General features: G+C 32.2%; 20 protein-coding genes, 3 pseudogenes and 1 other annotated feature. Of the genes and pseudogenes, 13 read left to right on the top strand and 10 right to left on the bottom strand.

Annotated elements, in window-relative coordinates:
* Positions 1-8: 8 nt before the first annotated feature.
* Together QO263_RS17405 and QO263_RS17400 are read right to left on the bottom strand one after the other, a co-directional pair.
* Positions 9-290: pseudogene (locus QO263_RS17405) on the bottom strand (arginase family protein); the annotation flags it as partial.
* A gap of 424 nt (positions 291-714) precedes the next feature.
* On the bottom strand, positions 715-1,077 hold the full coding sequence (locus QO263_RS17400; RefSeq protein ID WP_285624216.1) for a transposase: 363 nt from the start codon (positions 1,075-1,077) through the stop codon (positions 715-717).
* 657 nt (positions 1,078-1,734) lie between these two features.
* Between QO263_RS17400 and QO263_RS17395 the strand changes: the two genes are divergently transcribed.
* Together QO263_RS17395 and QO263_RS17390 are read left to right on the top strand one after the other, a co-directional pair.
* Positions 1,735-2,646, top strand: coding sequence for a hypothetical protein (locus QO263_RS17395; protein ID WP_285624213.1), 912 nt, complete (start codon positions 1,735-1,737; stop codon positions 2,644-2,646).
* 112 nt (positions 2,647-2,758) lie between these two features.
* Complete coding sequence (locus tag QO263_RS17390; protein WP_285624209.1) at positions 2,759-3,418, top strand: hypothetical protein; 660 nt, start codon at positions 2,759-2,761, stop codon at positions 3,416-3,418.
* A gap of 45 nt (positions 3,419-3,463) precedes the next feature.
* Here the strand turns inward: QO263_RS17390 and QO263_RS17385 are convergent.
* A pseudogene (locus QO263_RS17385) lies at positions 3,464-3,894 on the bottom strand (arginase family protein); the annotation flags it as partial.
* 5 nt (positions 3,895-3,899) lie between these two features.
* Here QO263_RS17385 and QO263_RS17380 point away from each other — a divergent pair.
* The 3 genes and pseudogenes from QO263_RS17380 to QO263_RS17370 all read left to right on the top strand — a co-directional run.
* Positions 3,900-4,124: pseudogene (locus tag QO263_RS17380) on the top strand (ClpB D2-like domain containing protein); the annotation flags it as partial.
* Between the two features lie 168 nt (positions 4,125-4,292).
* Positions 4,293-4,538, top strand: a complete 246-nt coding sequence (locus tag QO263_RS17375; RefSeq protein ID WP_285624203.1) for a type II toxin-antitoxin system Phd/YefM family antitoxin — start codon at positions 4,293-4,295, stop codon at positions 4,536-4,538.
* Positions 4,539-4,540: 2 nt separating this feature from the next.
* The gene (locus QO263_RS17370) at positions 4,541-4,879 is read left to right on the top strand and encodes a type II toxin-antitoxin system RelE/ParE family toxin (RefSeq protein WP_285624200.1); all 339 of its coding nucleotides are present in this window, start codon (positions 4,541-4,543) and stop codon (positions 4,877-4,879) included.
* Between the two features lie 66 nt (positions 4,880-4,945).
* On the opposite strand, the gene speB is transcribed toward QO263_RS17370, so the two are convergent.
* Genes speB through speD form a run of 4 tightly spaced genes read right to left on the bottom strand, consistent with a single transcriptional unit; the run spans position 4,946 to position 8,954 of the window.
* The gene (gene speB / locus QO263_RS17365; protein WP_285624198.1) at positions 4,946-5,803 is read right to left on the bottom strand and encodes an agmatinase; all 858 of its coding nucleotides are present in this window, start codon (positions 5,801-5,803) and stop codon (positions 4,946-4,948) included.
* Complete coding sequence (gene speE, locus QO263_RS17360) at positions 5,790-6,644, bottom strand: polyamine aminopropyltransferase (RefSeq protein WP_285624196.1); 855 nt, start codon at positions 6,642-6,644, stop codon at positions 5,790-5,792. Before speE ends, speB begins: the two co-directional genes overlap by 14 nt.
* A 13-nt stretch (positions 6,645-6,657) precedes the next feature.
* Positions 6,658-8,112 (bottom strand): aminotransferase class I/II-fold pyridoxal phosphate-dependent enzyme, encoded by a 1,455-nt coding sequence (locus QO263_RS17355; protein WP_285624194.1) that lies wholly within the window; start codon positions 8,110-8,112, stop codon positions 6,658-6,660.
* A gap of 20 nt (positions 8,113-8,132) precedes the next feature.
* Positions 8,133-8,954, bottom strand: coding sequence for an adenosylmethionine decarboxylase (speD, locus tag QO263_RS17350; protein WP_285624191.1), 822 nt, complete (start codon positions 8,952-8,954; stop codon positions 8,133-8,135).
* A 545-nt stretch (positions 8,955-9,499) separates the two neighbouring features.
* On the opposite strand from speD, the gene lon reads away from it, so the two are divergent.
* Positions 9,500-11,854, top strand: a complete 2,355-nt coding sequence (gene lon / locus QO263_RS17345) for an endopeptidase La (RefSeq protein WP_285624189.1) — start codon at positions 9,500-9,502, stop codon at positions 11,852-11,854.
* Entirely contained in the window at positions 11,844-12,476 is a 633-nt protein-coding gene (yihA, locus tag QO263_RS17340; protein WP_285624186.1) for a ribosome biogenesis GTP-binding protein YihA/YsxC, read from the top strand. The genes lon and yihA overlap by 11 nt, the downstream gene beginning before the upstream one ends.
* 248 nt (positions 12,477-12,724) lie before the next feature.
* Here the strand turns inward: yihA and QO263_RS17335 are convergent, their stop codons facing one another.
* Both QO263_RS17335 and QO263_RS17330 read right to left on the bottom strand, forming a co-directional pair.
* A complete protein-coding gene (locus tag QO263_RS17335) occupies positions 12,725-12,994 on the bottom strand; it encodes a hypothetical protein (RefSeq protein WP_285624184.1) in 270 nt (89 codons plus the stop codon).
* Positions 12,976-13,413: a helix-turn-helix domain-containing protein gene (locus QO263_RS17330; RefSeq protein ID WP_285624181.1), complete on the bottom strand. Its 438-nt coding sequence runs from the start codon at positions 13,411-13,413 to the stop codon at positions 12,976-12,978. The genes QO263_RS17335 and QO263_RS17330 overlap by 19 nt, the downstream gene beginning before the upstream one ends.
* A gap of 317 nt (positions 13,414-13,730) precedes the next feature.
* On the opposite strand from QO263_RS17330, the gene QO263_RS17325 reads away from it, so the two are divergent.
* From QO263_RS17325 to QO263_RS17315, 3 genes are all read left to right on the top strand, one after another.
* Positions 13,731-14,015 (top strand): hypothetical protein, encoded by a 285-nt coding sequence (locus QO263_RS17325; protein WP_285624179.1) that lies wholly within the window; start codon positions 13,731-13,733, stop codon positions 14,013-14,015.
* Positions 14,016-14,411: 396 nt separating this feature from the next.
* Positions 14,412-14,668, top strand: a binding site (T-box leader).
* Between the two features lie 80 nt (positions 14,669-14,748).
* Positions 14,749-16,269 carry a lysine--tRNA ligase gene (gene lysS / locus QO263_RS17320; RefSeq protein ID WP_285624176.1) on the top strand — a complete coding sequence of 507 codons (1,521 nt, stop codon included), beginning with the start codon at positions 14,749-14,751 and terminating at the stop codon, positions 16,267-16,269.
* Between the two features lie 302 nt (positions 16,270-16,571).
* Entirely contained in the window at positions 16,572-17,225 is a 654-nt protein-coding gene (locus tag QO263_RS17315) for a methyltransferase domain-containing protein (protein WP_285624173.1), read from the top strand.
* A 186-nt stretch (positions 17,226-17,411) separates the two neighbouring features.
* Here the strand turns inward: QO263_RS17315 and rd are convergent, their stop codons facing one another.
* Entirely contained in the window at positions 17,412-17,573 is a 162-nt protein-coding gene (gene rd, locus QO263_RS17310; protein WP_285624170.1) for a rubredoxin, read from the bottom strand.
* Between the two features lie 291 nt (positions 17,574-17,864).
* Between rd and QO263_RS17305 the strand changes: the two genes are divergently transcribed.
* From QO263_RS17305 to QO263_RS17295, 3 genes are all read left to right on the top strand, one after another.
* Positions 17,865-18,251, top strand: a complete 387-nt coding sequence (locus QO263_RS17305) for an ATP-binding protein (protein WP_285624167.1) — start codon at positions 17,865-17,867, stop codon at positions 18,249-18,251.
* 180 nt (positions 18,252-18,431) lie between these two features.
* The gene (locus QO263_RS17300) at positions 18,432-20,894 is read left to right on the top strand and encodes an ABC transporter substrate-binding protein (RefSeq protein ID WP_285624165.1); all 2,463 of its coding nucleotides are present in this window, start codon (positions 18,432-18,434) and stop codon (positions 20,892-20,894) included.
* Between the two features lie 170 nt (positions 20,895-21,064).
* The gene (locus QO263_RS17295) at positions 21,065-22,228 is read left to right on the top strand and encodes an acyltransferase (protein ID WP_285624163.1); all 1,164 of its coding nucleotides are present in this window, start codon (positions 21,065-21,067) and stop codon (positions 22,226-22,228) included.
* Positions 22,229-22,268: the final 40 nt, after the last annotated feature.

The raw sequence follows: 22,268 nt of genomic DNA, 5'->3' as shown, positions 1-22,268 counted from the left end.
GGGTTTTTCTATTTTTCTATTACTAATAATAATTCTCTCAAGGTTTTAATAGCTACAGCAGTTGATGAGCCACTAGGATCATAGTGAGGAGATAGTTCATTAATATCTGCCCCAACTATATTTAGTTCAGACATTTTTAATATACAATTTAAGAGTGTAGAGAATTCTATTCCACCAGGTTCAGGGGTACCTGTTCCAGGGAAAACAGAAGGATCTAGCACGTCCAAATCAATAGTAACATATACCGGTTTTCCTTTAGTCTGCTCAATAATATAATCTATAGTATCGCAAAACTACTTATTGAAGTACCTAAGTTTTGTACAAATAGCTAAGCTGCATTTAACAAATCGTGGAAGTTTAATTGGACATACTTAGGTTGCAAAGCTTCAACAAATAATTTTGCTAGTTCTGATAAACTTGATAAAACAATTTCAATACGATCTTTTAGTTCTATTATCTTAGCAGTGATACTTCCTAACTTGTTAAACAATGTTTGAATACTCATATCTTGAAGGTTAGATGAGCTAAATGTAGTATTTTTCATTAATGTAATCAAGTTATGGGTTATGAATACTGCCATAAAAAACCATATATACCATAGAATTTAAATGTCCTTAAATTCTTAATTCCATATACTGTTTTACAGACTTTAAGAAAAGCTTCTATAGTTTGTTTTTTGTTGTAAAAATGATATAGCTCGGTTGCATTCATTTCTCAAGCCTTTATGTTAGTGAGTAAATGAGAGTATTTAATTTGTCCACTTTTACCAACAAATTCGCAGACAATAATTCCTAGATTTGTGGAAGTAAGAATCTCTGCAACATGCACTTGGATATTGATCCTTTGGTTTTGTACTGACTTTTCAAGATTTTTTGATTGTTGGATTGAAAAACCTTTTACAATAAACTTTGTTCCTGTAGCCTTAAGTAGTTGTATATTTTCAAAAGATCCGTATCCTGAATCAGCTCGGATAATCAAGTTATTTTTAGGCAGATGTTCCTTGAATTTAAAGGTAGTTGATTTTAATAAATCCTCAAACCTATTTGTACAAGAGGTATTACTTGGATCAAAAAACATAGAAACTTGTTCCAGCTGTACCTCTATAAAAGCAGCAGATAATTGATATACTTTTCATAGGTGAGATACCGCCTTTCATAGAATTTTTTAGGGGTAAAAAACACTTCTATAGGCGGGCTATTCTCACCTTTAGTTGTTTTTTGGCAACAATACCATGGTAAACTTAGGAAAATATTATGATTTTGTTTGTACAAAATCTAGGTATGTAGACTAGAATAATATAAAATAGTGGTAAAATTACACAATGAGATAAGATATTTGATACTAAAAATACTCCAATTGTAATCTTATAGACTGCTTAAAGGATTGCTAAAGCTAGTAATAATAATAGTGTTTTTGTTCCAATGCTAAAAACGTAATATATTTGTGGGAAGTTTTGAGAAATTTGCTAGTCAAAAGTATAATGGTAGTATAGGCCGAATCTACATTCATATGTAAAATCTTTATTATAAACTATATATTAGCCAAATTAGAGAATTTTTAGCCATTGGAATAGATATTTTAAGCTAGTACTTTGGAACTATATTAAGTTTTTAACAAAAAGTACATTTACTTCCTGGATAAAAAGTGGTAAAGTGACAGTAAGGGAAAATTTTTCTATTTATGTGGAGCGCTTTACATATGATTAAATAAAATCTATTTAAGGGGTAGATGAATATGAATCTTAAGAATCGTATGTTGAAAGTCTTAGCATTTTCATTAATTATTTTTCTTAGTTTAGGAGTTTTTTCAAACTCTTCATCAGCTATAGAACTGGATATCAAACAAATGCCATCAGAAGAAATTTATCAGTATCTGAAGAGTAGACCTGCAGAGTATAAAGTGAGTATTAGTGAATATGAGTTATATGAACAAATTGATAATACTAATATTCATGATTCTCAACAAAAATCTTATGTTGATGACTTTAAGTTAAAAGTCGAAGAATTAAGTAGGAAAAGTAAAGAAGAGCTTTATAGTTTAGGTTACAGTGCCAATAGAGTTGAGGCTATAAAAAATTACGATGGTTCCCAAGAATCTTTACTTGCAATAGGTGGTGATTTAGATCTTGAACTATCGTCATATGATTTTAAACATGATGTTAGAAACTATAGTGGAGTAAGTGTTAAAACTAGGTTTAGAGCTGTGATGTTCTGGGAATGGACTGAGCCTCCTATTAATAATCATACTGATGCCATTGGTATGGCATGGAAAGCTAACTCTGGTAACCTTATATGTAATGAAGATTATGTAGATGCAGGAGTAGGGTACATGTTAAGTGGATTAGAAGATTTCACTGAAGAAGCTATAGACGGAATATTAGTAAATGATAACGCGATATCATTTAGTTTCCCACTCAGAAGAAGTGTGCCGCCAATGAGTGATAATGCAGAATTCGGATATATGCAAATTGAACTTTTTAACAGGGACCTTTATACAACTGCCATTCAATTATCTTGGGCTTATGGGCATAGTTATCTTGTTTTTACTCCTAAACTTAGCATAGACGCTAATAACATGTCTTTAAGTTTTGGTCCATCATGGAAAATAGATACAATGCAAGACAAAGATACTTTTTATTCAAGATAAAAAATTCAAATAACTAACTCATATGAGTTAGTTATTTGGATTTTTACTACCTTTCCTTTCTTTGTTTAAGAATTAAAGAAACACATCATATCAATTGGAGGAAATAAATAAAATGTACAAGTTTATTAAAAAAATAATTATTATTTTAACTATACTTTTAGGTTTGTTTTTAATATGCCTGTTAAACTACCCTCTTAATGATGACATCAAAATTACCGAAACTACTCTTAGAAAATATACCTCCATTGCGGATCTAAATATTCAAACTTTTTGTGATGTCGACTCATTGAGATTTATATTATTTACATATGATAATGATAATAAACTTGGACGTGCTGATTTAAAAAAGGGTATAATTAATCATTATAAAATAGTAAAAGTGAAATCATGGGATTCTTTAGCTTTTGACTTGCATGACTTTGAAAATAACGGTACTAGATACATCTTAGTTAGCGGTAAAAATCACCAAAAGAAAATATCTTATGTTCAAATAGCGCTAGATAACAAAAAGTATAATAAACCAATTGACCAAAATAGCTATTTTACTAGTTTGTTCATAGTCTCTGAAGATACTAAAAGCTTGCCTAGAGTTTATTTTCTAGATACTAGCTATAAAGATATAACAGTAGATTACCTGATGCAAAAAGGCACTATTAGCACTAGTTTTTTTAATGAAAATAAGAGCCTTTTTTCTTTCGTTGCAATAATATTATTAGGATGTCTACTCTTATATTTCGAGAGTCACCTATCTAATAAGAAACATAACAAATAAATTTTAACAAACTTAAAAAACTCGCAATCTTGCGAGTTTTTCATATTACTTATGCATTACCAATAACAATTCTCTCGGGGTCTTAATAGCTACAACAGTTGAAGAGCCACTTGGCTCAGGAGTTCCTGTTCCTGGGAAAACCGAAGGATCCAATACATCTAAGTCAATAGTTACATATACTGGTTTTCCTTTAGTCTGCTCAATAATATTATCGCAATTATATCTACATTGATGTAGATGCTCCTTAGCCCATTCAAATTCAGATCTGTCACCAGAACGAATACCCATTTGAAATATTTTCCCATCTCCCACAAGGTCCCATACTCTTCTTATTACAGTGGCATGGGATAATTCCTTGCGAAAAATTCATGACGTAAATCTGTATGAACATCAAAATGGATAACATGCAAATCAGGATATTTTTCTACTAAAGCTCTCACTGTTCCCAGGGTTACTAAATGCTCTCTGTCTATCATAGGTAGTAGCTGAAAAGGCTATAGAAAGAAAATCAGGAGCAAGAGGTCTTAGAGGAATACTAGAGGAGATAATGTTAGACATAATGTATGACATACCTTCTAGAGAAGACATTGAAAAATGTGTTATTACAAAAGACACAATAGCAAACAAGCAAGAACCAACTCTTGTTCTTTCTGATAAGAGAAAAAAGAAAAAGGCTAAAAAATCTAATAAAGAAGAGACAGCATAAAAAGAAGTATCGCAAAACTACTTATTTAAGTAGTTCGCGATACTTTTTTCATAATAGAAATGTGTTTAAATTATCAAAGAGAACTTAAAATTATATTCAAAAATGCTGTAAAATGCAACTTGTATTTTACAGCATTTTTGAATATAATAAAGAAAAGGAGTTGATATTATGGCTAATATTAGACCAGTGTCCGATTTACGAAATTATAATGAAGTTTTGAAGTCTTGTCAAAATGAATCTCCAGTTTTTCTTACTAAAAAAGGTAGAGGAAAGTATGTACTTTTGGATATTGGGGATTATGAGAAGATGAAAGCCTCACTAAAACTATTAGCCAATCTAGAGGAGGGTGAAAAAGCTGCACGAGAGGAAGGCTGGTTATCTGTAAATGATATAGAAACGGCTTTAGGTATCTAGAAATGTATAAAGTGCAGTATTCACCGAAAGCAAAAGAAGATTTATTAAGAACTAAAAGCTATATTCGGGCAGAATTTAGCGAAAACTTGACAAAGGAAATATTAAAGAGGATAACAACGAAGATTAGAAACTTGGAGGAATTTCCACTTATGGGAAGGCCACTTGCTAATTTAATTGATGTACCGACTGATTATCTATATCTAGTAATTGAAAAAAATTATGTGTTTTATAGAAACGAGGAGAAAACCGTTAAGATTATTCGAGTACTAAATGATAGGCAGGATTTTATGAGAATTCTATTTGGAGTTGTTGAAATAATAGATGAGGTTGATGAAGAATAAAATTAATATTCTCAAACACTATATATAGGATTGCAAGTAAAAAACCCGCAAATTTGCGGGCTTTTTCTATTTTTCTATTACCAATAATAATTCTCTCAAGGTTTTAATAGCTACAGCAGTTGAAGAGCCACTAGGATCATAGTGAGGAGATAGTTCATTAATATCTGCCCCAACTATATTTAGTTCAGACATTTTTAATATGCAATTTAAGAGTGTAGAGAATTCTATTCCGCCAGGTTCAGGAGTACCTGTTCCAGGGAAAACAGAAGGATCTAGCACGTCCAAATCAATAGTAACATATACCGGCTTTCCTTTAGTCTGCTCAATAATATAATCTATAGTATCGCAATTATATCTATTTTGATGTAAGTGCTCTTTAGCCCATTCAAACTCAGATCTGTCGCCAGAGCGAATACCCATTTGAAATATTTTGCCGTCTCCTACAAGATCCCAAACTCTCCTTATTACAGTGGCATGGGATAATTCCTTGCCGAAAAATTCATGACGTAAATCTGTATGAGCATCGAAATGAATAACATGTAAATCAGGATATTTTTCTACTAAAGCTCTCACTGTTCCCAAGGTTACTAAATGCTCTCCACCTATCATAACAGGTATCTTATTATCTGACAGGACATCTCTAGTAAAATCAGAGATAATATCTAATATTAGATGAGGTCCCCCATAAGGAAGCACTAAATCCCCATAGTCGAATACAGATATTTCAGTTAAGTCCTTATCTTGATATGGACTGTAGGTTTCAAAGCCTAAAATACTTTCTGCTCTCATTGCCTTAGCAGCAAATCTAGTTCCAGGTCTATATGAAGTAGTACCATCATAAGGAGCACCGAAAATTACTATATTTGCTTCATCGTATGCTTTGTCACAGCCAATAAAGTTCTGATAATTTTTACTTATTGTCATTTTCTATCATTTCCTTTACGTAATTTGGTAATGCAAAAGAGCCTTTATGTAGCTCTGTGTTATAGTATTTAGTTTTTATTCCTAAGGCATTCCATTTATCTGCATCAAGGTTAGCAATAGGATCTATTTTCTTTGATGCAAATCCAAAAAGCCAATGACCAGATGGATATGTCGGTATATGTGCTTGATAAACCTTACAAATAGGGAAAAGCTCTCTTATTCTCTTATGTGCCCTTTTCATTGAATTAGCATATTCCTTATAATATGGACTTTCATGTTGATTAACTAAAATTCCTTCGGAATTAAGAGCTTTATAACAATTTCCATAAAACTCCCTTGTAAATAATCCTTCTCCAGGTCCAATAGGGTCAGTAGAATCCACTATAATAAGGTCATATTCATTTTCCTTTGAACGAACAAATCTAAGTCCGTCTTCAAAATACAATGTGACCCTTGGGTCGTCAAGCTTTTCAGCAGTTTGAGGCAAAAATTCCTTGCAGACTTCGACAACCATCTTGTCTATTTCAACCATATCTATTTTTTCAATAGAATCATAACGTGTCAATTCCCTAACAGTACCTCCGTCACCTGCACCTATGACAAGTACCTTTTTAACATCAGGCTTTGCTGCCATAGGAACATGGACAATCATATCATGATAGATGAATTCATCTTTTTCAGTTGCCATCATCAGTCCATCAAGAGTAAGAAATTTTCCGAATTCCTCTGAGTCAAATACATCTATTTGCTGAAAGGGACTCTCATTGCTATATAGTTGATTTTTGACTTTTATTGAAAATCTAACAGTATCAGTATGTTCTTCTGTATACCATAAATCCATTAAATGCACCTCCTTAAATATCTAAAACATTTATATATTCTACTCCCATATCCTCTGCTCCTGTAAGAAGACAACCTTTTTCCTTTGAATATAATATATAATCTACAGATTCCTTAGTTATCATTTCTCCAGGTGCTAAAATAGGTATTCCCGGTGGATAGCACATAATAGATTCTCCACTAATCAGGCCAACGCTTTCTGTCAACCTAATTTTTTTCTTATTAGCATAGAAAGCTGCTTTAGGAGAAACCTTGACTACTGGTGAAATATATTCATGCTCAATCATATTAGCTTTGCTTTTTGAATGTGTGCGTTTTATTTCTGCAAGTGCTGATACAAGCCTTTCAATAGCAAAATAGCTATCACCTACTGAAATAATAGCAAGGAAATTAGCTAGATCACCAAATTCCAATTGAATAGAATAATCATCACGCAGCATATCGTATACTTCAATACCAGCTAGACCTATATTTAGTGTATGGACACTGAGTTTAGTTCTATCAAAATTATAGGTACTGTCACCGTCTATAATTTCTTCTGAAAAAGCATAATATCCACCAATTGTATTTATTTCTTTTCTAGCATATTCTGAGAGTTCTATAACCTTTGCAAAGATATCTTTACCGTTTAATGCTAAATTTTTTCGAGCAATATCTAGAGAGGATAGCAAAAGATAAGAACCACTTGTAGTTTGTGTTAGATTTATAATGGTTCTTATATAGCCTGGATTGATTCTCTTAGTATTTGCCAGTAATAAAGAGCTCTGTGTCAATGAGCCTCCAGTTTTATGGACACTTACTGCTGACATGTCTGCTCCTAAATGCATAGCAGCAGGTGGGAGATTTTCACCAAAATAAAAATGTGTTCCATGTGCCTCATCTGCCAAAACAAGCATATTATGTTTGTGTGCAATATCAATAATGCTCTTTAGATTTGAACAAATACCATAATATGTTGGGTTATTGACAAAAACGGCTTTAGCATCTGGATTTTCAATTATTGCTTTTTCAACATCCTTTACAGACATACCTAGGGGAATGCCTAGCTCTTTATTTATGCCTGGACTCACATATACTGGAATAGCACCATTTAATATAACAGCACTAATTGCACTCCTGTGAACGTTTCGAGGCATAATTATTTTATCGCCTTCATTACATGCGCTCATTATCATTGCTTGTACAGCAGAGGATGTACCGTTTACCATAAAAAAAGCTCTATCACATTTGAAAGCATCTGCAGCTAAATCCTCTGCATCTTTAATAACAGATGTGGGGTGATTTAGATTGTCTAGAGGCTTCATTGAATTGACATCTACAGAAAGACATTTCTCTCCTAAAAAATCCCTAAGCATTATATTGCCTTTTCCTTGCTTGTGACCTGGAACATCAAAGGAGACGATTCTAGTGTTCCTGTAGTCAATTAAAGCATCATGTATAGGTGCAGCTTCATGTTTAAGTTTGTTCATTTTATTATCACCCCCAAAAATCACCTGTAAATATTCATTCCATAATATATCTCAATCATTTCGCGAGAAATTTTATCTCTAATTTCACGACGTTCATTAGGAGAAAGTTCGCGAATATCTTTATTAAACAGATAATTGCTTAGATTTATCTCACTTAACATCATTTTAGTATGAAATATATTTGATTGATAAACATTAACATCAATAGCATCATATTTATTAAGAGTTTCTTTATCTATATAATTCTGTATAGAATTTATATCATGGTCCATATAATATTTATTTCCTTCCACATCTCTTGTAAAGCCCCTAACCCTATAGTCAATAGTTATTACGTCAGAGTCAAAGCTTGATATAAGGTAATTTAGAGCATTTAAAGGTGAAATTGTACCACAAGTAGAGACATCTATATCAACTCTGAAAGTAGTTATTTCATTATCAGGATGAAATTCTGGGTAGGTATGCACAGTCAAATGACTTTTATCTAGGTGTCCTACAACGCTATCTCTTAAAGCAACACAATTTAAGTTTCCCTTATTACAGCTCGGGTCAATTACATGGACTGGAATAGCCTCCTCAGTAATGAGAATAGTAACACTAGCTCCCTGAGGTTCATAATCCTGCTTAGAAACATTTAGCACATGAGCTCCTATAATTTCAGTTACATCACATAAAATTTTAGTAAGACGTTCAGAATTATATTGCTCATCAATATAAGCAATGTAATCCTGCTTATCCTTTTCCGTCTTTGCATAACAAACATCATAGATATTAAAACTAAGTGTTTTTGTAAGATTATTAAAACCGTAAAGTGTTATTTTATTCTCTTTCAACCCTACCATCAGCAACCTTTCTTTAATATAATTATAAAAATCTAGATAATTATATATAAATTTATCAGAATATGCAAGCAAATATTGCGACAAAATCAAGGAATAAACTAGGTTTTTTCTGCTAATTTTACATTTGGCCTTCTTGCGCATAGTATACATACCCATTTAATATATCTTCTTTCAAAAAGATATTATTATTCCTAAAAATACTATCTAAAAACCATAGAATTACTATTCGGAGAGGTATTTTTATTAATGCAATTAATATGTTTAGTAAATTTAATATATAGATAGGAAAACTTAATGATCATTGAATTTATGAAACATAGCAAAGATAATTATACACAGTTATTCTCTTTTATATAGGAATGGGCTATAATTTTTCTTGAAGTTGGCATATATATGTTAAAATAAAGGTTAGAATAATATAAACAACAGGTTGACTATAGACTATTGTTTAGGGTAACATTTATAATAGACTAATTTAAAAAAATATTTTAAGATTTACACAAGTAAACCTATAGATAAAGATAGTGTTAAAGGGAGTTGAGCGCATGGAAAAACAGAATTGTAAAGTAGAAAAAAGAAAGATACCATTGATACCTCTAAGAGGACTTTCTATATTTCCTTATATGGTTGTACATTTTGATGTAGGCAGGGATAAATCAGTAAATGCTTTAGAAGAATCAATGGTTAATGATTCGCTAATATTTTTAACAGCTCAAAAAGAAGCTGATGTAGATATACCAATGCCTGATGATTTTTATCATGTTGGAACAGTATGTAAGATAAAACAGTTATTAAAGCTTCCAGGGGATAATATAAGAGTTCTGGTAGAAGGTATTGATAGGGCAAGAGTAACTGAAGTTATAAAAGAAGAACCATATTTCGAAGTAGAAATAGAAGAGCTTATATTTGATGAAGAAATTACTAAGGACAAAAAGGTAGAGGCTCTTATGAGAATGGTAATTGATTCATTTGAAGAATATATAAGCATAGGCAACAGGATAACTGCTGAAGCTCTTGTAAATGTATCAAAAATAGAGGAACCAGGTAGGCTAGCAGATGTTATAGCTTCTTATATGTTTTTAACACTTGAAAACAAACAGAAAATTTTAGAAGCTTTTCATCCATATAAGCGTTTAGAGATACTTCAAATTATTTTAAAGGAAGAAATAGAGATACTAAAGCTAGAGGAAAAGATAAGCCAAAGAGTTAAGAAACAGATAAGTAAGGTGCAGAAGGAATACTATTTAAGAGAACAATTAAAGGCTATACAATATGAGCTTGGAGAAGATGATGAGCTTTTAGAAGAAGTAGAAAATTATAGGGAAAAAATAGATAGCCTAAAAATGCCTGAGGAAGTTAAGGAAAAGGCCTTTAAGGAAGTAGACAGACTTTTTAAAATGTCTCCTTCATCTGCTGAATCTGGTGTTATCAGGACTTATCTTGATTGGATTGTAGAGCTGCCTTGGGGCAAAGAAACCAAGGATAGAATAGATATTAAAAAATCAAGGGAAATACTAGATGCAGATCATTATGGACTTGAAGATGTAAAGGAAAGAATACTAGAATATTTAGCTGTCAGAAGGCTGGCAAAGGGAATTAAAGGACCTATTCTATGTTTGGTAGGGCCACCTGGAGTAGGTAAAACATCGATTGCTAAATCAGTAGCGAAATCACTTAATAGGAAGTTTGTAAGAATGTCTTTAGGTGGAGTGAGAGACGAAGCGGAAATAAGAGGACATAGAAGGACTTATGTAGGTGCTATTCCAGGAAGGATAATATCATCTATAAAGAAGGTTAACTCTAAAAATCCCGTGTTTCTCTTTGATGAAATAGATAAATTAAACAGTGACTTTAGAGGAGATCCAGCTTCAGCATTATTGGAGGTACTAGATCCAGAACAAAATAATACATTTACGGATCATTTTCTTGAAGCACCCTTTGATCTTTCAAAGGTAATGTTTATAACTACAGCAAATACTACGGCTTCAATACCAGGGCCACTTCTCGACAGAATGGAAGTCATTAGGATTTCAGGTTATACAGAGGAGGAGAAGCTTCAAATTGCTATTAGATATTTATTACCTAAACAGATGAAGGAGCATGGATTAAAAGAAGAAAATGTCCACATATCTGAAAATACTATAAGAGATATAATAAATAACTATACTAGAGAATCTGGAGTAAGAAATCTTGAAAGGAACATAGCAAACCTATGCAGAAAGGCTGCTAAAAAGATTGTAGAAGACAATGTGAAGACAGTTAGAATAAATAGTGGAAACTTAGAAAAATATCTAGGAGTTCCAAGATTTAGATACGAAAAGGTTGGGGAGGAAAATCAAGTTGGTATAGCTACTGGTTTAGCTTGGACTGCAGTAGGTGGAGAAACTCTGTCAATAGAGGTTACGCCTATGCCTGGAACTGGTAAACTACAGCTTACTGGACAACTGGGAGATGTGATGAAGGAGTCAGCTATGGCTGGAATCAGCTATATAAGGTCAAAGGCAGCTGAACTTAAAATAGATGATAATTTCTATAAGGATAGGGATATTCACATACATGTGCCAGAGGGAGCCATACCAAAGGATGGGCCTTCAGCAGGTATTACTATATCTACAGCAGTTATTTCTGCACTTTCAAATGTGCCAATAAATAGAAATGTAGCCATGACTGGAGAGATTACACTAAGAGGAAGAGTCCTTCCTATTGGTGGAGTTAAGGAAAAAGTATTAGCAGCTAATAGAGCAGGCATAACAAAGGTCCTTCTTCCAGTGGATAACAAAAAAGATGCAGAGGAGATTCCAGATAAGGTAAGGAGAAAAATGGAGTTTGTATTTGTAAAGACTATGGATGAAGTTTTAAGCTATGCACTAGTTAAAGAGGATGAGAAAAATGAAAATTAGAAAAGTAGAATTAGAAGCGGTAGCTGCAAAGCCAATCCAGTATCCAGAAGAAGGCTTAACTGAGATTGCGTTGGCTGGAAGGTCAAATGTAGGGAAATCTTCACTGATAAATGCTTTAATAAATAGAAATAATTTTGCCAGAACCAGTGGACAGCCAGGAAAAACTCAGACTATAAACTTTTATAACATAAATGGAGATTTTAGAATAGTTGACCTGCCTGGATATGGATATGCAAAGGTATCTGTCACTGAGAGACAAAGATGGGCAGAGATGATAGAAAAATATCTTACAAGCAGGGAAAGTCTTAAGGAAGTAGTTCTGCTGCTAGACATAAGACATGAGCCTGGAGAACACGATAAAATGATGTATGACTGGATAAAATCCTTTGGGTACAAGGGCTATATTATAGCTACAAAGGCAGATAAAATATCAAAGGGTCAATGGCAAAAGTACACAAATATTATTAAGAAAAAGCTAGGGGTAACAAACAATGATTTAATCATACCCTTTTCAGCAGCTAAGAAATTAAATGTTGAAAAGGTATGGGAGACAGTAGGTAGTATTTTGGAATTACAAGATGAGCATGCTGATTTAGATAGAATAAAACCTGAGGAAGAATAGTTTGCCTCAGGTTTTTTATAGTCAAAATTATAGTTTTATATTATAAACTTTCTTACAATTACGTACCATCATATTTTCCAATTCTTGCTGCCCTAAAACTTCACATTGGTATACTGCCTTTCTTAAAAATTCCATATAGTCATCATGTTTGAGTTCAAGTTTTGCTATACCTTTTCTAAAATATAGATGATTTAATCCAATATAGTCTCTATTATCTAAGCAATAGTTTATACCTGAGGAGGCAACTTCTAAAGCTTCTTCATGCCTACATAGCTTGTGATATATATAAGACAAATTGTAGCATATTTTAGCATATATTTCGTCATTGGCTCCATAGACTTAAAGCAAAATTCCATAATCTCTAAAGATTTCTCTGTTGATTCAATTATATCTAGCAATAGACCTGTATTCATTAGTATTCTAATTTCCATAGTACTATAGATAAAAGAATCATAATTAGACATAGAAAAGTTTGGAGTAGTAATTTCAATAGCTTTAATCAGTTTTTCGAGAGCCATATTTGGTTTTTTTCTTTTTTATTTAATATAATTGCTTCTATTAGAAATATTAGTTGCTTGATGAGTAATTTGAAATAAGGGTGATTTACGTTGGTAAGTAAGTTATTTAATTCATTTAGCTCAATATCTAGGGTATAGAATTCATCCCTGTCGATTTTAGACTCGAATCTGTTTTTGATGTCATTAAAACCTGAATAGTCATCCATTCTATATTTGAGAAGTAAATTATTTAAATCTTTTTTATATATAGGAGATAAAAGTTCTAGGGTTTCCTGCTTAGGAATTACTTTACCATTTTCTATTCTTCTTAAAGTCTGTATATTTATACTTGATAATCTGGCAATCTCATCTTGGGCAAAACCTAAGGCTTGTCTAAGCTTACATAACTTTTTGCCAAACAAACTAAGATTGTAATACAAGAACATTACTCTCCTTTTAAATATGTTATGAAGCATATAGAAAAAATTAAACATATTATCAGAATAATTCTTCAAAGTCAACTAACATTAAAGTAGGTTGTAAAATCATTTACTACCATGTATTATATAACAAAGAGAAAAAATGTAAATATGTGGATGAGTATAGGAACAAAATGCGTATAATTCCGAGTTAAAATCTTTTCTGAAATATGTTTGCTATATCCAATTTTTATTATATAATTAAACTAATAGGTAATAGATACGGATAAAGTGATACGCAAATTTACAGAATACAAATGTAAACAGGAGGGAAAATCGTGAGCGGAAATGAACAATTATTTGAGCTAATGTCGAAAATGTACGGTGAAATGCAAGAGGGATTTAAAGACGTTAAAGGAAGGCTCGACAAGGTGGAAGGAAGGTTTGACGGAGTAGAAGGTGAATTAGCAAGCGTCAAAAAAACAGTTATTCACATCGAAAATGAGCATGGTAAAAAACTACAAGCCTTATTTGATGGTCATACTCAAATAAACAGTCAGTTAGAGAGAATAGAAAACGAAGTAACGAGACACGAAGAGATAATTATAAGGAAAGTAAAATAGACCTTAGGAAGAGTAGTTTTCCTTGGGTTTTCTATTATATAATCTTATAAAATGAAAGTTATCTAAAACTACATATGAGACCTTAATTTGAACAGGGATATGAGCTAATAAGAGGCTTAAAGGCTTCTATAAAAGAAATATCTTCAAGGTTACTAGAATCTTTTCGCCAGGATTTCATAACCGTTGAAGACATTATCAAACTAAATTTAGTTGCATCTGCAATTAAAGTATCGTTTTTTCAATTATGAGAAGAAACATTATTTCGGAATATTTTGTATAGATTAGACTGTAATAAAGTGACTAACTTAAATTATAAAGAGTTTACTCTTTGATGCTGGTCAACATATATTTGTAGTTGACAGATTAATCCATCAGTGATAGAATTATACAAAACATTTAAAGACTATGAAGAGAAGAGTAGGTAGGCAATTTATTGTTACAGAGAGCCCTATAAGCTGAGAATGGGTATAATGTTGTCTATTGAAAAAAGACTCTGAGTTTCACATTGGACCTTTTTAAAGTGATGATGTGACGGGAGCTCCCGTTATAGAGATAAAGTATAAGCTTAACAAAGCCGTACTTAAAGAGACTGATATGGTGACATATCAGTAAACTAGGGTGGTACCACGAAATAAGCAGCTCTCGTCCCTAAGACTATTGTCTTGGGGGTGAGAGTTTTTTTATTGTTTTAGAACTGCTAAAAAATATAAGTGCATGTGAAGGAGGAAGGTAAATGTATAGATATTATGAAGATTTAGAAAACCTGCAGCAAATAATGAGTGATGCAAATAATCATATGGTCGAGCGTATAAAGAAATTGAATGAACTGATTGATATAGGAGTTAATCCATATCCATATAGCTTTGGAAGTGTAACACATTCTAGAAATATTGTAGATAATTTTGAAAGTATATCTGAGGAACAACAGTTTACTATTGCTGGAAGAATAATGCTGTTTAGAAAAATGGGAAAAGTAACCTTTTTGAATATAGTTGATCAAGAGGGCAGCCTACAGGTGTATATTAGTAGAAATATAGTAGGAGAAGAAAAATATGATTTATTAAGGCTAATAGATATAGGGGATATAATTGGTATAGTAGGAAATGTTTTCAAAACTAAGACAGGAGAAATAACATTAAAGGCAGAGGATATTACCATACTATCTAAATCCATAAGACCTTTACCTGAAAAGTATCATGGGATACAAGATACAGATTTGAGGCAAAGGCACCGTACCCTAGATATGATTATGAACGAGGGGGTGAAAGAAAGATTTATTAAACGCTCCAGAGCAATGACAGCTATTAGAAGCTTTATGAATTCAAGAAGCTTTGTTGAGGTAGAGACTCCAATTCTTGACACTAAATATGGTGGCGGAGAGGCAAAGCCTTTTCAAAGTCATATAAATGCTTTAGATATTGATGCATTCATGAATGTATCACCTGAGCTGTATTTAAAAAGACTTATGATAGGGGGAATTGAAAGAGTATATACCATTGGAAGATCCTTCAGAAACGAAGGTATTGACAGAACTCATTATCCAGAGTTTACACTTTTCGAGTGCTACATGGCTTATGCTGATTACACTGATATGATGGAGTTAATGGAAGACCTTTATGAGTACGTATTTACTCAGGTAAATGGCTCGTCTAAAATAGCTTATGATGGTGTTGAAATAGATTTTAAGGCACCTTGGAGAAGAGCGAGAATGTGTGACTTAGTAAAGAGTGAAACAGATATAGATGTTGAAAATTTATCTAAGGAAAAAATAATTGAGGCTATGAATATTAAAAATCTATTATCAGAGGAATTGCTTAGAGCGATTAATATGGAACAAGCTGCAAAGGGAGACCTGATTGTATATTTGTTTGAAAACTATTGTGAAAAAAAGCTTATACAGCCAACCTTTGTAATAGATTTTCCAGTTGAAACTTCACCATTATGCAAGGTTCACAGAGACAACCATGAGTTAATAGAAAGGTTTGAACCCTATGCATATGGTGTAGAGTTAGGAAACGCATATTCAGAACTGAATGACCCAATAAGACAAAGAATCTTGCTATATGAACAGGCTAAGCAGTTAAGAGCAGGACTAGAAACAGCAAGCCCCATGGATGAAGAGTTTGCACTGGCAGTTGATATAGGAATGCCGCCAGCAGGAGGGCTTGGAATAGGTATAGATAGATTGATCATGTTTTTAACAGGAGCTAATTCAATAAAGGATGTCATAGCCTTTCCATTGATGAAAAGATAAGAATGGTATGAAAATAGGAATAATGACTATATCATGATTATCATTACTTTATAATAATCAGTATTTATGTCTTATGAATAATTAATTGACATATCATGGATGATTATTTATAATTATGGTGTATTTTAGAAAGGATGATTAAGATGGTTAAACTCTATCTTGATAGATTACTGATATATAATAGATAATAACTAACAATACTATTAGTTTTCATCATTAGTCTTTTTGGCAAAAGAATTTTTGCCAGAGGACCACCTTTGATTCTTTTTTACAAGATGTAAAAAAGAAATCGGAGGATTATGATGAAGATACTAGTAGGGAATCAGATAATAGAAATAAACAAATATGAGTTTAAAAACATAGTTAAACAATATAACTCAGTAGCTATTGATATAGGTACTGGGGATGGACAGTTTATTTATAAAAGAGCAAAAAGTAATGCTGGAGAATTATATATAGGCGTAGATTCGTCGATAGATAACATGCGCAAGTACTCTATCAAGACAACAAAAAAGCCCTCTAAGGGTGGGTTAAATAATATACTGTTTGTTGTTGGAAATGTGGATGATTTACCAAATGAAATGACAGCTACAGCGGATAAAATAACTATAAACTTGCCTTGGGGTAGCTTAAGAGATGGGCTTGTCAAGGGAGAGGAAATTGTGCTAAGTAATATTAAAAAAATTTCGAAGGTTAAGGCTGAGATAGATATTTGTGTCACCTATAGTACTAAATATGAAAAAAGAGAGATTCATGAAAGAGAACTTCCTATACTGTCCATAGATTTTATAAAGACGCATTTAAAGAAACAATATATGGCTTATGGAATTAACATTGAGGATGCATATATATGGGATAATAATATGCTTAAGAGCTTAGACACAAAATGGGCTAAAAAACTAGCCTATGGCAAGGAAAGAGAAATATTCTACTTAAAATGCATTGTAGTGAACTAAATAGCGATTTTTAATTGCTAGTGATTCTGTTCACATTTACTCCATTTGATAAATAGAGTAAAATTCAATAAATCTAAGTAAGATCAACGATTTAGATTATGAGATTTGTTCATTTGTATAAATAAAAAAACAACTGAGAAAGAAATATTCCATCTCAGTTGTTTTATTTTCCTGTTAAAATTAATACTATTCTTCTACCTCAAAATCATCCTTAGATGCACCACATACTGGGCATACCCAATCATCTGGCAGTTCTGCAAAAGGTGTTCCTGGAGCTATTCCACTGTCTGGATCCCCTTCAGCAGGGTCATAAACATAACCACATGGTATACATACGTATTTTTCCATAATAATTCCCCTTTCATTTATGTTTTATGTACAACATAATAATACCCAATAAAGCATTTTCTAAACCAAGTTTGTTTTATATATTATATAACATTATATATTTTTTTAACAAGGATTTATACTTGATTTTTTAAATTTTTAAATATAATAGAATTATGGTATAATAAAAAATGTTGATGTCTAATACTAAACAATAAGCAGTATTTTTATGAATCTGATTAGGTGAGCTTTTTCTGGGTAAAATCATAATAGATATGAGTATTTATTATATATAGATAGAGGGGATTTGCCTTGAATTTTAGAATAAATCAAATAATAAAAAGCGACTTATTTAATATAAAATTAACAATGGAAGATATATTAAAGGAGTTATGTAAAATAATAAAGGACGAGTCCCTATTATTTGATATAAGGCTTATATTAAATGAACTCGTAGTAAATAGCGCTTTACATGGAAATAATTGTGATACTGATAAGTTCATTAAGTTGTTTTTGGAAATACATGATAAGCGAATTAGAATCGAGGTAATTGATGAAGGCTGCGGCTTCATATACGATAAAAACCAATATAACCCTCTAGAGCTTAGATGCTGTGGCAGAGGTCTTGTCATAGTAGATGGCCTCAGCGATGAATTTTATGTTGATAAAAATAAAGTAGTTTCAATAAAATATATATAAACTCTCCAATTTGAGGAGAGTTTTTTTATGAGCCACTACATAAGCGACTTACACGAAATCAAAGATTTCGGCAATCTGCTTGTGTCGAAATTCTTGCATTTTTGTAATAAATGGTATAAACTAAAATAAATAATGAATCTTGGGGTGTTTGAGAAGTCACTATATTTGGGGGGATGGGATTTGGTCAGCACATGGAAAGGTAGATTTAAGAAAAAGAAAAATGAGCCAGCAGCTCAACCAATTACATATGAAGATAAAAATATAATATCTTCTAGACTTAACTTAATCAAACAAAACGAAGAAAATTTACTAAATAGGCTAGACATAAGGATAGAAAACACTAACAGTCAAGTGGAAAATCTGGTAAGTGTTATAGAGGCAATATCTAAGCGAGTAGAAGAACAAACAAAGTCAATTTCAGAGGTAGTATCTGAAATCAGCAATTATTCAGCAATGGCTGAAGAGTTAAATGCTAGCGCCAGTATGTCGTATCAAACAGCACAGGATACATTAGGTGTTGTAGAGGAAGGCAGTAGCGCTGTACATAATACAATAGAAGCTATGAAGGAAATAAATGAATCCACTTTATCGGTTATAGCGGAAATAAATGGACTTAGAGTTAGTACTGCGCAAATAGATAAAATTTTAAATATTATTAAAGACATAGCAAGCCAAACAAATTTGTTAGCTTTAAATGCTGCAATCGAGGCTGCTAGAGCTGGTGATGCAGGTAGGGGCTTTGCAGTTGTAGCAAATGAAGTTAAAGAGTTAGCAAATAGAAGTGCAAAATCAGCTAATGAGATATCTGAAATTATAAAGAATATAAATACTAATGTAAATAAAACAATTAATGCCATTGATAAGAGTAATGAAAAAATAACTGAAGGATCAAATATTGCAGAGCAATCCAACACTTCATTTAAAAAAATTGAAGAGGCCATTCGGGCTATGATTGAAACCATAAATGAAATTAACAAGGCAATATCTGTTCAAACAACTAGTCTTGAAGCCATAGTTCTTTCTACCGATGAAATGTCGAAAACTTCTGATAAGGCTATGTCTATGGTAGAGAATGCTTTGATGAACACTCAATCTACAAAAGCCGCATTGGCAGCATTGGGACGAGTTTCCAGTCTTCTTGATTCCATGACAAAGGAGTTAATAGAAGAGACAGTCCACACTGAAAAAGAAGCAATAACTATCAGATGTAATATTGCTGAGCCATTAGCCACTATGGATCCAGCTGTGGGAAATGCTATGGAAACTATTAGAGTGCTGACCAATATCCATGCTAGTCTGCTTGCTACTAGCGATACAGGAGATGTTCTACCACTCTTGGCAAAGAACTGGTATGTAGAAGATGACAACCTAACTTGGGTATTTATTCTTAGAAACGATGCTACATTCCATAATGGAAAAAAAGTTCGTGCAAGGGATGTAAAATATTCTCTAGAGAGAATGCTTTCACCACAGTTAAAATCTCCAAACACTTGGTTTATAGATTATATAGAAGGTGCCAAGGAGTTTATGTCAGGAAAGGCTAGAGAGGTAAGCGGAATTAAGCTTTTAGATGATCATAGGTTATCTATTAAATTGACTATACCTTTCAATGGTTTCTTATTATCTATATCGCAATATTGTTGTGCTGTAATGGATTCAGAAGAGTTAGCAAAGGGCAATTTAGTAGGTTGTGGTCCTTACAGACTAGTAGAGTTTAAGGATAATGTATATAAGTTAGCAGCATTTGAGAATTATATTGGGGGAAGGTCATATTGTGACATCGTAGAGGTAGAAAGCGGAGATGAAAATGCTCTCAATAGCTTTCTTGAAGGAAAATATGATTTTTATATAGTAAAAAATAAAAAGGATATAGAAAGCATCAGAAATACTGAGTATTACAGAAACTATAGGGCTACAGATTTACTATCTACATTCTATATTGGTTTTAAAACTAAAAATACTGATTCTCCTTATACACGCAAGAGCGTAAGACAAGCTCTTAACCATGCAATAAATAAGAAAAGGATAATAAATGAAATGCTAGGCGGGCTTGCCTCTGAGGCAAAGTGCATGATTCCACATGGACTAGTACCGACTGATCATGTAAGGGGTTATGATTATAATCCTGAAAAGGCAAAGGAAATCCTTAGAAGAGAAAAGGTAAACTTGAATCAGCCTCTGAATATTCTTTGCGGAGAAAATATTAATTCTGTTTTTAAGTACATTGAAGAAGACTTAAAAGCTATAGGTATCACTTGTAAATATAAACAAGTGTCTAATAAAGAATATTCTGAATCAACAAAGCTTCAAAAAGGATATGATATATTCATGTATGGTTGGATTGCAGATGCCATGGAACCATCTTCGTTTATAGAACCTCTATTCTCACCAGATAGTGCTTCTAATTATAGTGGATATGATAATCCGGAGCTAATGAAGCTCCTTGATACGGCAAAATATACTGTTAATCCTATTAAAAGGCTAGAGCTATATAAGGAAATACAAAATATAATATCTGCAGATGCTCCGTGCATTCCTTTATATCATTCGCAAAATGGTATATGCTCAAAAGATGGAATTATAAGTAATAAATTATCTCCTTTAGGAATGCTTAAATACGATAACATGATTAAGGAGAAGTAAAGTTAAGTGCTATCTTTCTATGAAATGAGTCAATAGAAAGATGGCACTTTAGTTTTGTACAGGAATGTTTATAATAATTAGAGAAATTGGCAAATTTGACTGAATAGAAAAAAAATTATAATATAGTGTTAATGCTTGAAGGTTTCAGAAAATAATTAGAGGGCGTGATGATGGTGAAGAAAAGACATCAAGTCTTAGAATTATATTATATTAGAGCTATAGCTGCTTTTGGTATATTTACCATACATGCAACTGGTGGCTTTGCTTTATATTCAGAGTTTAAAAGTAAGGCTATGTATCTAGGAATATTTCTAAACCAATTCTTCAGATTTGGTACACCTGTATTTATGATGGTTTCTGGGTTTGTACTTTTTTATAATTATAGAAAACCAGAGGAATTTGATGGAGCTAGATTTTATAAAAAGAAGGCTACATTTTTAGTCTTGCCTTACATATTATGGTCAATTGGATATTTTCTTTTTTCTAGTTATATGTACAGAATCCCTATAACCTTAGATGGACTTTTGGGACTTCCTAAAAACATATTATTAGGAGAAGGATCTTCACATTTATATTTTATTTTTCTTATAGTCCAATTTTATATTATTTTTCCCTTATTAATTAAATATTTGTCAAAAAGCATGATGGACAATCCCTTTAAGGTATTTGTATGTACTGCTATACTTCAAGCCATAATACTTATATACGAATTTTATTTTAGAAAACCTACAAATATAGCTATTATTAATTTCATCAATGCATATTATTGGAAAACTTTTTTAGGTTGGTTTTTTTATTTTATAACTGGAGGCATTATAGCCTATCATTATGATAAATTTGTTGAATTTGTGGACAGGAAAATAAAGCTATTGATACCTTTTTATGCTTTATCCATAGTTTTATTTTTAGGAGAAGTGTATCTTGATATTTATGTCAATAAAGGCAGATATAATTTTGAAAGATATGGTTCCATAAGACCAATGAATATGGTGTACGGACTCTTAACATTTGCGGTTTTAGTATGGCTAACAAGAAAAATAAAGGATGAGGGTAATACTTTAATAAGATTAATAAAATCTTTTGGTACATATTCGTTGGGTGTATATTTTGCACATCCAATGGTACTAGAATACATAAAAATTAAACTAATGTCCAATTTTCCAAATCACATAGGGTATAGCAGAATAAGCTCCATAGCGATTATTATAGGATTAGGATGGACCCTAACTATACTTTTATGTTATTTCTTTGCATTATTTAAGTGGAGATGGCTATTTATAGGAAAAGTTCCTGTACTGTCAACTAAAAAAGAGAAGACTCCGAAAGTGGCATAACCCTAAGCTCCTTGCTAGAATACTGACTGGGAGCTTTATG

The organism is Proteiniborus sp. MB09-C3, assembly GCF_030263895.1.
In the GTDB taxonomy this organism is placed as follows: domain Bacteria; phylum Bacillota; class Clostridia; order Tissierellales; family Proteiniboraceae; genus Proteiniborus.
This window is presented reverse-complemented; position numbering and strand designations above follow the sequence as displayed.

Excerpts from the sequence above, each read along its gene's own strand:
- QO263_RS17400 (WP_285624216.1), bottom strand. The coding sequence starts at position 1,077 with ATGTTTTTTGATCCAAGTAATACCTCTTGTACAAATAGGTTTGAGGAT.
- QO263_RS17395 (WP_285624213.1), top strand. The coding sequence starts at position 1,735 with ATGAATCTTAAGAATCGTATGTTGAAAGTCTTAGCATTTTCATTAATT.
- QO263_RS17390 (WP_285624209.1), top strand. The coding sequence starts at position 2,759 with ATGTACAAGTTTATTAAAAAAATAATTATTATTTTAACTATACTTTTA.
- QO263_RS17375 (WP_285624203.1), top strand. The coding sequence starts at position 4,293 with ATGGCTAATATTAGACCAGTGTCCGATTTACGAAATTATAATGAAGTT.
- QO263_RS17370 (WP_285624200.1), top strand. The coding sequence starts at position 4,541 with ATGTATAAAGTGCAGTATTCACCGAAAGCAAAAGAAGATTTATTAAGA.
- speB (WP_285624198.1), bottom strand. The coding sequence starts at position 5,803 with ATGACAATAAGTAAAAATTATCAGAACTTTATTGGCTGTGACAAAGCA.
- speE (WP_285624196.1), bottom strand. The coding sequence starts at position 6,644 with ATGGATTTATGGTATACAGAAGAACATACTGATACTGTTAGATTTTCA.
- QO263_RS17355 (WP_285624194.1), bottom strand. The coding sequence starts at position 8,112 with ATGAACAAACTTAAACATGAAGCTGCACCTATACATGATGCTTTAATT.
- speD (WP_285624191.1), bottom strand. The coding sequence starts at position 8,954 with ATGGTAGGGTTGAAAGAGAATAAAATAACACTTTACGGTTTTAATAAT.
- lon (WP_285624189.1), top strand. The coding sequence starts at position 9,500 with ATGGAAAAACAGAATTGTAAAGTAGAAAAAAGAAAGATACCATTGATA.
- yihA (WP_285624186.1), top strand. The coding sequence starts at position 11,844 with ATGAAAATTAGAAAAGTAGAATTAGAAGCGGTAGCTGCAAAGCCAATC.
- QO263_RS17335 (WP_285624184.1), bottom strand. The coding sequence starts at position 12,994 with ATGGCTCTCGAAAAACTGATTAAAGCTATTGAAATTACTACTCCAAAC.
- lysS (WP_285624176.1), top strand. The coding sequence starts at position 14,749 with ATGTATAGATATTATGAAGATTTAGAAAACCTGCAGCAAATAATGAGT.
- QO263_RS17315 (WP_285624173.1), top strand. The coding sequence starts at position 16,572 with ATGAAGATACTAGTAGGGAATCAGATAATAGAAATAAACAAATATGAG.
- rd (WP_285624170.1), bottom strand. The coding sequence starts at position 17,573 with ATGGAAAAATACGTATGTATACCATGTGGTTATGTTTATGACCCTGCT.
- QO263_RS17295 (WP_285624163.1), top strand. The coding sequence starts at position 21,065 with ATGGTGAAGAAAAGACATCAAGTCTTAGAATTATATTATATTAGAGCT.